Origin of the sequence: Parasporobacterium paucivorans DSM 15970 (assembly GCF_900141895.1) — a bacterium.
GTDB classification, from domain to species: domain Bacteria; phylum Bacillota; class Clostridia; order Lachnospirales; family Lachnospiraceae; genus Parasporobacterium; species Parasporobacterium paucivorans.
This window is the reverse complement of the sequence record NZ_FQYT01000010.1, coordinates 86,322-96,896: the sequence shown is the minus strand read 5'-3', so window position 1 is coordinate 96,896 and position 10,575 is coordinate 86,322. Positions and strand designations below refer to the sequence as shown.

Genomic DNA, 10,575 nt, shown 5'->3' with positions numbered 1-10,575 from the left:
CGATATCTAAAGTGTATTAATGTAACGTCATTGGATGTCGTTACATTAATACAGAAATATATTTTACCAATACGGCCTGGGCGTCAAGACCCTCGTAAAGTCAAATCCCAGACCGCAGTTGGATTCCTCTACAGAGTAGCTTAATCCATAACAATAATACTATTAAAAATGGCAGATGACAATCTGTCTTTTTGGCATACATATAAATCTAATATACCTTCAAGAATATAGCAAAAAAGGATTCCGAACTCAGAAAAAGACTATATCTGAATTTCGAAATCCTCGTTGTATTATTTGTCTTCTCTTAACTTAATGACATTGCGTTTTCAGCGGTTCTTTTTTTAGTATATAAGCCACGGGTCATCACCCGGATTATAATTCTTGCATTCACCAATTACGGGACATGCGAAGCATTTTCTGGACAGCTTGTCTGCCTTGTAAACCACCTTCACAAGACTGCTTCCATCCATTTCTGTACGATGTTTCTGTATGGCTTCCTGTATCTGTTCCATCTCCTCTGTTTCAAATCCACACCGCATCAGGATTTCTTTGCACAAAACACTGCTGGCTTCGGCATGGTCCTGGCCGTTTTCAATCTGGACCCATCTCCCTATATCATGAAGAAGGCCAGCTGCATATACCAGCTCCTTCTCCAGGTGCAGGTCCTGTTCAAGGTTCAGGATCCAAGCAATCCGGCATACATCCAGAAAATGCTCGATATCATGACGGCAGAACCTTCTTTCAGCTTCCAGTATCTTGATTTTTTTAAGATGAGAGAGATATCCTTCATCTCTCAATATTCTGTTTACCCTGTCCATATCAGTCCTCCAGTTTCCTGACCTGCTCCCCTTTGAGGTTTTTCAATATATCAGCAATCGGTTCCTTACCTATCAGCAAATCCGGAGCAATCTCATAAAGAGGAACCAGGACAAAAGCACGTTCCTTCATTCTTGGGTGGGGAATCGTCAGCACTTCCTGGTTGATACTGAAATCTTCATACAACAGGATATCCACATCAATATTTCTGGGGCCAAACCGTATGGTTTTTACCCGTTTCATCTTATTTTCCACATCCTGGCAAAACGCAAGAAGTTCAAGCGGTTCCAGACAAGTGTACGCCTCCACCACGATATTAAGAAACCAGTCCTGATCTGTATAACCTACAGGCTCGGTTTCATAGAAGGAGGATACCTTCGTTATCTCCATTTCCGTCTTCAGGACATCCATTGCTTCTTTCAGGTTCGCCCTTGTATCACCCATGTTGCTTCCCAGACTCAGATAGACCTTTTTCATTATGACTCTCCCCTGGTTCTGGTTATCTCAACGCCCATGTAGTCAAATATCCCGGCCACTGGAGCGGAAGGTTTGCGAATTGTAACCTGTATTTTTTCCAGCGTGGAATACCCCTCCAATAACACGCTGCAAATCCTCTGGGCTAATGCTTCTATAAGATTATAGCGTTCTTTTTCCATTATTTCCTTGATTTTTTCGTATACTAACCCATAGTGGATGGTGTCATTCACATCATCCGAATCGCCGGCCGTTTTCAAATCCACAAAGAGGACAGCATCCAGATAGAAAAGCTGTCCCAGTCTCTGTTCTTCCTCCATGGCACCGTGAAATGCATGGAAAACCATGTTGTTTAATATGATTTTATCCATTCAGATTCCTCATTATCGCATCGGTAATCTTAGCCGCCTCTGCGTTTTCCCTTACGTCATGAACCCTTACAATGTCAATTCCCTGCATAATTCCCATTACAGTCGTCGCAACGGTTCCATTTACCCTCAATTTCGGCTCATTCAACCCCAGGATACTGCCAATCATTCTTTTTCTGGATGTACCCAGAAGAACAGGATACCCCAGTTCCCTGATCTGATCCAGATTGGCCATAACTTCCATATTCTGCTCCATTGTCTTGCCAAAACCTACACCTGGATCCAGAATTATATTTTCATTCTTCAGTCCGCCCTTAAGTGCGATATCGATGGACTGTACTAAGAATGCTTTTATCTCGCCCATCAGATCTTTATAAAAGGTTCCATCCTGATTGTGCATTATAATGACTGGCACCTGGTATTTCGCAGCAACCCTGATCATCTCCGGATCGCTCTGGAGGCCCCATATATCATTTATAATATGGGCCCCGCTGTCTATAGCCGCCACTGCAACTTTCGGTTTATATGTGTCTACTGAAATAATCGCATCGGTTTCCTCACGAAGACGTCGGATAACCGGTGATATTCTTCGGATTTCTTCTTCTTCAGATATCAAGGTATAACCAGGTCTTGTCGATTCCCCGCCTACATCAATCATCACTGCGCCATCATGAAGCATATCCTTTGCATGTTCAACCGCTTTGTCTGTATCCGTATAATCTCCACCATCCGAAAAAGAATCTGGGGTGACATTAAGTATCCCCATAATATAGGTCTGCTTTCCAAAGCATATTTCCTTTTGGCCGATCATCATTTTATAATCCTTAATGTTCATAGCTGTTACCACCACCCTATTTCATGTTAATGATGGACAGAACCTCTGCGCGGGCTTTTGCATCTGATGCAAACACACCTCTAACTGCAGAAGTAATTGTCTTGGAGCCAGGTTTTTTAACACCCCTCATAGTCATGCACATGTGTTCCGCCTCCACGACAACTATCACTCCATAAGGCTCCAAAGTGTTCTGTATGGCATCCGCCACCGAAGCTGTAAGCCTTTCCTGAAGCTGCGGCCTTTTCGCCACTGTTTCAACTACCCTGGCCAGCTTGCTCAAGCCGGTAAGCTTTCCATCCTTCGGAAGATAGCCCACATGAGCCTTTCCGAAGAAGGGAACCAAGTGGTGTTCACACACTGAATAAAAAGGAATATCCTTGATCAGCACCAGCTCCTCATATTTCTCCTCTTGAAAATATATTTCCAGATGTTTTGCCGGATCCTGGTCAATACCGGAAAAAATTTCCTCATACATTTTAGCAATTCTTCTTGGCGTGTCGATAAGCCCCTCTCGGTCCGGGTTCTCACCCACCGCATATAATATTTCTCTTACTGCTTTTTCTATCCTATCTTTATCCATTCAGGCTTCCTCCATTTTCTAAACCATCAGGTTTCACGGTTCTTCATACCGATTATAATACATAATGAGATTTACGACAATATTTTTGATGAATTATAGGCTGTCTGCCCTGTCAGAAATATTTTTTTTGAAGTTTATTACTTCGTGCGTGTATTCGCTGTTGAAGTATTTTGAAGTAATAATAAAATCAGCTGTCGCTTCATTGTTGGCAATCGGTATGTCATAGACCTGAGCTATGCGGAGGAGCGCCTTTACATCCGGGTCATGTGGCTGGGCGGTCAGAGGGTCTGAGAAGAAGATTACGATGTCGATTTTCCCTTCTACTATTCTAGCACCCACTTGCTGGTCTCCCCCCAACGGACCGCTATTAAAACCTCTTACGTGAAGACCTGATTTGTCTGTTATCATCCTCGCCGTTGTACCGGTTCCACACAAATTATGAAGGGAAAGAATATCATAATTCACCCTGCACCATTCTATCAGGCGCTGCTTGTAATTATCATGAGCAATAAGAGCAATGTTTTTTTGTTTTCCAATCGTAAAAGATATATAATCGGACATATTTTTCTCCTTTGTCTGTAGGTATCACACTTTTTATTAAGTATAAGACAAAAGAGAAAAATGTCAAATTATATATAACTTTATTCCTGACCAAAGTCCGCTGCGTTTACTGCTTCTACCTGCAGCTGCGTCATAGATTTAACCCTCGCGGTCATGGGTACGATTAGTCCGGCGCACATCAGTACGGCAATAATCATGATTATTATCTCGCTATATTTTTTTATTATCAGATCCATTTCAAATCCTCCCTATCTGGCGTACCCCTGAATCACGCCTTCTCCGCTGACCCCTAATAACCTGATTCCCGTATTATATGTAACCTCAACGTAATAACAGGGGGAAAGAATGTTGGCGCCATCCACACTCTTTACAAGCAGATTGAAACCATTTTTTTGGGCATTCTCCTCCCAGGCCTTTATTGTATTTGTATCAAAGGCGGCATTCTCAATATTATCCACACAGGCTGAATGGAATTCACGGGCGGTTATTATCTGCTTATTCATAATCACATATTCCAGGGACACAAAAAATATAAATACCAGCAGCATATAAATCAGGAAACTTTCAACTAATACCCTCATACTTCACCCCGATCCAATAAATTGAATCAATGCAGCACCTGAATGCATCGATGTGTCATGCAAAATATTCATGAATATCGCCATCAATATGATGACTATTATTGTGTTCAGACTTACAGCTCCATATTCCTCAAATATTTCCTGCATCATACCCCTCCCGTCACAATTTCCAGTAATTTTGCAAAAAACATGATCATTGTTACCGCAGCCGGAATAAACAAAATCCCTCCGAAATACTCCATCAGCATATCCATCGCAAGTCCCCCCTTCATTGAATAAAATTGCCTATTTGCGAGAATCCAGAAAAAAAAGAGTTTGAAAACAGGATAAGATCCGTAAAAATCTTACACATACTGAATATCATTGGCATATACAGCAATTGCTTGATGGTGGCAATCTTATTTTTGTCGTAGATTTTTTCAGCTTTATCTATCATGCTGTAATTTCGTTCAGTCAGAACATTCAGCATTTCCTGGGACTTTTCATGGGACAGTTCGCTCATACTATATAGAATCCGCATGGCAGAAGTGATCTCCGAGATATCAAATTCAGACAGATAATGATGGTATGGTTCTATACCTTTCGGATTTTCGTGCAGCTGCCCAATAAATTTTTGTAATGATTCCTTTAGCACTACGGGCGAACCGTCATAGGAAAATTGAATGGCCATCTGTATCGTCTGATATTGGAGGTTCAGCGTGATCTCGCGCAGCCACTCCGGAAAGGCCATCTTTATTTCTTCAATTGTGCTTCTCCTTGCCATTTTGTATTTCAGCGAAGGAATGCTGAATATGAAAAGAGCTGCCAGAAAAACCAGCACCGCCTGCCAGTATTTGCCGAAGAACAGAAGGACAATCCCCGCCAGGGACAACACACTCATCAGCGGCAGCAAACGTCGTACCGCTTTTCTTGTATCATATTTTGTAGCCGTTTTATAGTCTCCCAATATAATGGTTTCACTTTTTCGAAAATCCAGCCAGCTTCCTGTCAACTTTTTGTAAATCAAAACAAGGGACATCATGCAGCTCAAAATAAACAGCGCAGTCATCATCTGATATAGGCTGTAGCCCGTGATATCGAGGTAAGCCGCCAGATAATCACTCTGCCCCCTTGACAGGCCGGACATGATCATGGCCATCGTGCAGGATATAATGGATAGGAATAAAACCACCACATAGTTTACTTTTGTAGTTGCGATATTCCGCTGAAACAGAATTGTTCTCTCCATCCACAGATGCAGGTCTCTAAGTATGATGTTCAGGGAATTATGGTAATCACCCCCGGACATTTCCACTTTAACCATGAATTCATGCAGGGAAACCATTCGCCTGCATGAATATTCCTTTTCAATGATTTGGAAAGCTTCGGTATATATGTCTTTTTCATGGCATATCCCATTTTCAATGTATGCAGCCGCCTCATCAACCAGAATTCCAAGTCTCCCCTCAACTACTAAGCGGCTGTCCTTTAATGCATTTAGTATTTTTGCATCTTTCTGAAAGGAGGAACACATCTGCTCCAGATAGGAGCAGACGTCTGTAAATCTATTTTCTTCGTACCTGCTTATGCTCTTTGATTTGGTCAGAACAGGATATACCACAAGTCCCACAATCAGGAGCACAGCCATATACAGGACATTCAGTCTGTATAGAAGTGATGTGACCATTACGGCTCCCAGAAACAGGATAAGACCGCCGGAAAAATTCCGGATTGAAACGTTAGTCATCATCCGCTGCTTAAACTCTTTTACCGGACTGATCAGTTTCATGCCATCCTCCTTCCCGGAAAGGATCCTTTATTCCGTTTTTTTCGAAACGATGCCGGATCTCATATGTGAGTTTATCCGGATACAGCTGGCCATCCTCGTAAATTATGGACAGAATATTATTATTGTCTTCACGGCTGAAAACGCAAATCTGTTCAATCCTTCTTGTTATCTCCTCATCCTGTCTCACACTTGCATTGATATGGACTCCAATATCAAGAAATGCATAAATATTGTTTATGAATCTCTCGTGCACATACGCTTCTCCAACCATATTTGCTATCCTGTCAGGAATTTTCCTTACATTGTTCGCATGAAGGGTCGTCATACACCAGGTCCCATTGGATAAGTTATTCATCAGATGCACAACCTCCCTGCCCCTTGCTTCAGACAACAATGTCCACTTAACATTGTGTCTAAGGCAGGAGGCTATAGCTTTTTCAAATGGAAAGGATTCTGTAATTTTTAGTTCTACGCAATCATTACGGGGATTTATGTCCTTGAAGTGAATTTCAAGGTTGTCTTCAATGGTCGCTACCCTTTCATGTGCCGGGATATATGCGCTTAACGCTTTCAGATACTCCGTTTTACCTACTGAGGGGAGTCCGCAAATGATGGTGCTGCAATGGGCTCTGATGGCATTTTCCATAAAGTTGCATATTTCTTCTGGACAAAATCCGGATTCTATCATTATTCTTCTGTTTAAACGTTTCACAACAGGGGTTTTACGTATGGAGATGCTTCTGCCGGTTTTTGCAACGCTTTCATGAATTATGGAAATCCTTAAATCATCCGTTTCTGCTTCCAGGAGCGGATTATGCTTATTGAAATTCAGATTCATAAGATTCGCCAGCCTGATGGAAAAATTCTCAACAAAGCGGGCACTCAGTTTCTTATCCGACAGAAGCCTTCCCCTGTTCAAGTCATCTAACCACAACTCCCTGCCGTTCCAGTTAAGATCCGTAATATTCTCATCCATTAAATATTCGTTTATCTCATCCAGAACTACATTGTCTAATTTAATCTCCATTTTCACCTCATGAATTCACGTTTAGTTCATACCCAATTCTGCCTTGCTGACTTCTTCGGTTATAATTCCTTCCAGATTTGTAAACTGGGTTGCAGAACTTGTCTTAAACTGATTTCCTATCCCAACAGACACACCGATCAGGATAATTGCTGCAATAATCCCAATAATCATTCCACTGTATTTCTCAAAGATTGCTCCCATATCATCACCTCCTTTCCTTATATTTCTTCTTCAAGCAAAACGGCTTTTCTGCATCGGACTTTTCCTTTATTATTATTCTGATAGCTGAAATCAGCTATCACTTCAATAAAAACAAGTCCTTCGTCATAATTTGCTCCGATCAGATTAACCGTGATGTCTGCATTTGAGTTTTGTCCGGCGCAAAATCCGGCGCAAAAATCTGCCATCAATTCATCAGCATCCTGTATTTCATAGGATTTATTGACAAAAAGAGTTTCCAGCGTATCCGTAATGCTGTGATCTAACGACTCCTGTAGCTCCATTTCCCTCGAATTCCCGGCGGCAGCGTTGATATGCACCGCTCCGCTTATTACAAATGTCATTATCAGACAAAAGGTTGTTATGATTATTCGCATTTTATTTCACCCTGCATTCTGAAAAATTGTCAAGTATCCAGCGATTCGTTTCCCGTGATGGTCCATGCTCAAAAACATATGCCCGTATCCGATCCTTGTCCTGATTTTCAAAATACCATGACTGTTCATATGCTTCCTCCACTCCATATCTTTCCAGAATCGTGGCAAGGTCGGCCCTGAGCATGCGTGTATTCCATTTTGAATCCGCTGACAATGTACTCATGCTGTCCAGGCTTATGGAACGTACATGCCGTTTAAATATATACAGAAACCCCTTCTCATATCCGGTTGTGTTATGGCTGTCTGTTACCGCATATGTGATGGTATAGGTCCCATTCTCGTTGGCATCTGAATCCAGAACCAGACCGCCAGAGTCAGCAATCACAATCTGATCCGTAAGATCTCCGTCCCCCAGATCAAATGCCGTGACGTTTTCCAGAAGAAAGTCTTTCGTCAGTACTTTTCCATATCCAAAATTTTTGTTGCCTGCATAGATTCGCGGAATCTCGTTTTTTATGGTTATCTGGACCGTCTTATAGGTTTCGGCCATATTTGTGTCTGCGGCATGATATGTCACATAATATATACCTGTATCGTTTTGCGTGGAATTTAAAGCAAGATTTGTCGAATATATCGATGGGACAATCGTCCCGAATGAATGATCATAGGCTGAAACGCCATTTAGAAGAAGAGATGCATCAATCAATGTCCCTTCGGTTACCGCTATATCTTTCGCCATGATGACCGGAGGAGTGTTTTCTATTGTAATGACATACGGAGTTCCGCTGATAGAATCCAGAAACACGGAGGGAAGCCAGCCGTATGTGCCGCCCGGATCATATTTGGCCCGGTACCTTACACCGTCCAGATAAACACCTCCATACCTTAATCCATACCAGGTAACTTTTTCACTCCCCACGCTTACGGCGGCGTTATTGGATAGATCATTGAACCATTCTCCTTCCGCCCAATAGATATTTTTTCCATTGTATTTCATAATATTCGTTCCCCGTCCGGGGCCGGATCTTACATATCCTATAGAAGCATATACTCTCGAAGATAATGTGGAAAATCCGCTGTAAGGCATAACCGAATAGTCCTGAAACTTAAGATTTGAGAACGTTCTGCTGCAATATATGCTTTCCTGTTTAAACGGGACTTCAGTTCCTCTTCCCTTATAGGTATTAGTGGCAACACAGGTTAACTTCATATTCCAGGATGCGGCAAGGCCTTTAAAGTCGGTCAGGTCCGCCATCGGGATCCTGAACTGAAAACCTATGTCCCTGTACCGGTAATTGCAATCAGTCCTGCTTGGGCTGACCACGGCATCCTCTCCGACGCTGGCCCAGGGATAACCCGTTTTGAATTCCAGTTCCGTCAGATCCATATAGTAATTGCCGGTATCGTAGTACTTTTTTGTTTCCCCGTTGTTATTCAGCTCTAAATAATAATGGTGGGTCCCGGTTCCCCTTGAACTATCCGTAAAATTCTGAAGCTCATACACATAATAGAACCCTTCCAGCACAAGGCACCCACCTGAAATATACTGGTTATGGATTTCATAATGGGTTTGAAAACCGTCAATCTTCTCCCCATACGCCCATACAGTGTCTCCCCTTGCCAGACAAAAAACAGCAACCATAAAAACGGCGCTCAAAAGTTGTTTAACTGCATTTTTAAGTACGATAAAAACACCTCCTACAATATTCAATTAGTAAAGTTTGGGATTTTTTGAAATTGAAATAAGAAAATCAGAATTGATTCGATAAAATAATGTTATCATTTTTTAATTCTGTCGTCAAGACAAAAAATAAAAAGGCCCGATTAAAGGCCTTCTATTTCGATTATGCTAATTTGCTTTTGGCTGTCTCAGCAAGCTTTGCGAAACCGTCAGCATCATTTACTGCCAGCTCAGCCAGCATTTTTCTGTTGATATCGATTTCGGCTAATTTCAGCCCATACATCAATTTGCTGTAAGATAATCCGTTGATTCTTGCAGCTGCATTGATTCTTGCGATCCAGAGCTGTCTGAACTGTCTCTTTCTTTCTTTTCTGCCTGCATAAGAACTTGTTAAGGCCCTCATAACAGACTGTTTTGCTACTCTATACTGATTAGATCTGGCTCCTCTGTAGCCTTTAGCTAATTTTAAAACTCTGTTGTGTTTCTTCTTAGCATTTAATCCGCCCTTAATTCTTGCCATGTTAATTTCCTCCTATATAAATATCCATATTAAAGATATGGTAAAATTTTCTTCATGTTCTTTACGTTTGTTGCATCAGTCATTGTTGCATGTCTGAGATTTCTTTTTCTCTTAGCAGACTTTTTGTTAAGAATATGGCTTTTGAAAGCTTTCATTCTTTTCAACTTTCCTGTCCCCGTTTTCTTAAAACGTTTCGCTGCTGATTTATTGGTCTTCATTTTTGGCATTATGATATCCTCCTATTTCTTTTCAACTAAATACATCGTCATGGATCTGCCTTCCATTTTAGGTGCTTTTTCGACGACTGCAATGTCACTTAAGTTTTCAGCAAAATCATCCAGTATATGCCTGCTGTTTGCCACATGAGCCATTTCCCTGCCTCTGAATCTTAAAGTCACTTTAACTTTGTCGCCTTTATCAATGAACTTTCTGGCCATATTGGATTTGGTCATTAAATCATTCGTGTCAATGTTTGGTGATAAACGGACTTCCTTGATTTCGATAGTCTTCTGCTTCTTTTTGGCTTCTTTTTCTTTTCTGGTAAGTTCGTACTTATACTTTCCATAATCGATAATCCTGCATACCGGGGGTTTTGCCTGTGGGGCAATTTTAACCAGATCCATCTCGGCTTCCTTTGCCATTGCAAGCGCCTCTTTCACCGGAAAAATCCCAAGCTGTTCGCCATTCTCACCAATCAGACGGATTTCTTTATCCCTGATTTGTTCATTAATCATTAAATCGCTAATAGTAGTGCACCTCCTATAATCA

Annotated in this window: 17 protein-coding genes; all 17 read right to left on the bottom strand. The window is 41.6% G+C overall.

Going from position 1 to position 10,575, the window contains the following annotated elements; translation table 11 throughout:
* Positions 1 to 341 precede the first annotated feature (341 nt).
* Entirely contained in the window at positions 342 to 818 is a 477-nt protein-coding gene (locus BUA79_RS06040) for an HD domain-containing protein (protein WP_073993466.1), read from the bottom strand.
* A 1-nt stretch (position 819) separates the two neighbouring features.
* Positions 820 to 1,293: a 2-amino-4-hydroxy-6-hydroxymethyldihydropteridine diphosphokinase gene (folK, locus tag BUA79_RS06035; RefSeq protein ID WP_073993465.1), complete on the bottom strand. Its 474-nt coding sequence runs from the start codon at positions 1,291 to 1,293 to the stop codon at positions 820 to 822.
* A complete protein-coding gene (gene folB, locus BUA79_RS06030) occupies positions 1,293 to 1,661 on the bottom strand; it encodes a dihydroneopterin aldolase (protein ID WP_073993464.1) in 369 nt (122 codons plus the stop codon). Before folB ends, folK begins: the two co-directional genes overlap by 1 nt.
* Positions 1,654 to 2,472 carry a dihydropteroate synthase gene (folP, locus tag BUA79_RS06025; RefSeq protein ID WP_073993473.1) on the bottom strand — a complete coding sequence of 273 codons (819 nt, stop codon included), beginning with the start codon at positions 2,470 to 2,472 and terminating at the stop codon, positions 1,654 to 1,656. Before folP ends, folB begins: the two co-directional genes overlap by 8 nt.
* A gap of 37 nt (positions 2,473 to 2,509) precedes the next feature.
* Positions 2,510 to 3,073 carry a GTP cyclohydrolase I FolE gene (folE, locus tag BUA79_RS06020; protein ID WP_073993463.1) on the bottom strand — a complete coding sequence of 188 codons (564 nt, stop codon included), beginning with the start codon at positions 3,071 to 3,073 and terminating at the stop codon, positions 2,510 to 2,512.
* Positions 3,074 to 3,166: 93 nt separating this feature from the next.
* Entirely contained in the window at positions 3,167 to 3,634 is a 468-nt protein-coding gene (locus tag BUA79_RS06015) for a methylglyoxal synthase (protein ID WP_073993462.1), read from the bottom strand.
* Positions 3,635 to 3,714: 80 nt separating this feature from the next.
* Complete coding sequence (locus tag BUA79_RS12505) at positions 3,715 to 3,870, bottom strand: hypothetical protein (RefSeq protein WP_178138548.1); 156 nt, start codon at positions 3,868 to 3,870, stop codon at positions 3,715 to 3,717.
* Between the two features lie 12 nt (positions 3,871 to 3,882).
* Positions 3,883 to 4,215 carry a hypothetical protein gene (locus BUA79_RS06010; protein WP_073993461.1) on the bottom strand — a complete coding sequence of 111 codons (333 nt, stop codon included), beginning with the start codon at positions 4,213 to 4,215 and terminating at the stop codon, positions 3,883 to 3,885.
* A gap of 3 nt (positions 4,216 to 4,218) precedes the next feature.
* Complete coding sequence (locus BUA79_RS12500) at positions 4,219 to 4,362, bottom strand: hypothetical protein (protein ID WP_178138547.1); 144 nt, start codon at positions 4,360 to 4,362, stop codon at positions 4,219 to 4,221.
* Between the two features lie 121 nt (positions 4,363 to 4,483).
* Entirely contained in the window at positions 4,484 to 5,983 is a 1,500-nt protein-coding gene (locus BUA79_RS06005) for a hypothetical protein (protein WP_073993460.1), read from the bottom strand.
* Positions 5,952 to 7,010 carry an ATPase, T2SS/T4P/T4SS family gene (locus BUA79_RS06000; RefSeq protein WP_073993459.1) on the bottom strand — a complete coding sequence of 353 codons (1,059 nt, stop codon included), beginning with the start codon at positions 7,008 to 7,010 and terminating at the stop codon, positions 5,952 to 5,954. Before BUA79_RS06000 ends, BUA79_RS06005 begins: the two co-directional genes overlap by 32 nt.
* 21 nt (positions 7,011 to 7,031) lie before the next feature.
* The gene (locus tag BUA79_RS05995) at positions 7,032 to 7,211 is read right to left on the bottom strand and encodes a hypothetical protein (RefSeq protein ID WP_073993458.1); all 180 of its coding nucleotides are present in this window, start codon (positions 7,209 to 7,211) and stop codon (positions 7,032 to 7,034) included.
* 17 nt (positions 7,212 to 7,228) lie between these two features.
* On the bottom strand, positions 7,229 to 7,573 hold the full coding sequence (locus BUA79_RS05990; RefSeq protein ID WP_178138546.1) for a hypothetical protein: 345 nt from the start codon (positions 7,571 to 7,573) through the stop codon (positions 7,229 to 7,231).
* Between the two features lie 34 nt (positions 7,574 to 7,607).
* Positions 7,608 to 9,317 carry a DUF5011/hyalin repeat domain-containing protein gene (locus BUA79_RS05985; RefSeq protein ID WP_178138545.1) on the bottom strand — a complete coding sequence of 570 codons (1,710 nt, stop codon included), beginning with the start codon at positions 9,315 to 9,317 and terminating at the stop codon, positions 7,608 to 7,610.
* A gap of 133 nt (positions 9,318 to 9,450) precedes the next feature.
* Complete coding sequence (rplT, locus tag BUA79_RS05980; protein ID WP_073993455.1) at positions 9,451 to 9,807, bottom strand: 50S ribosomal protein L20; 357 nt, start codon at positions 9,805 to 9,807, stop codon at positions 9,451 to 9,453.
* 29 nt (positions 9,808 to 9,836) lie between these two features.
* Entirely contained in the window at positions 9,837 to 10,034 is a 198-nt protein-coding gene (gene rpmI, locus BUA79_RS05975) for a 50S ribosomal protein L35 (RefSeq protein WP_073993454.1), read from the bottom strand.
* 12 nt (positions 10,035 to 10,046) lie between these two features.
* Positions 10,047 to 10,541, bottom strand: a complete 495-nt coding sequence (gene infC, locus BUA79_RS05970; protein ID WP_073993453.1) for a translation initiation factor IF-3 — start codon at positions 10,539 to 10,541, stop codon at positions 10,047 to 10,049.
* Positions 10,542 to 10,575 lie beyond the last annotated feature (34 nt).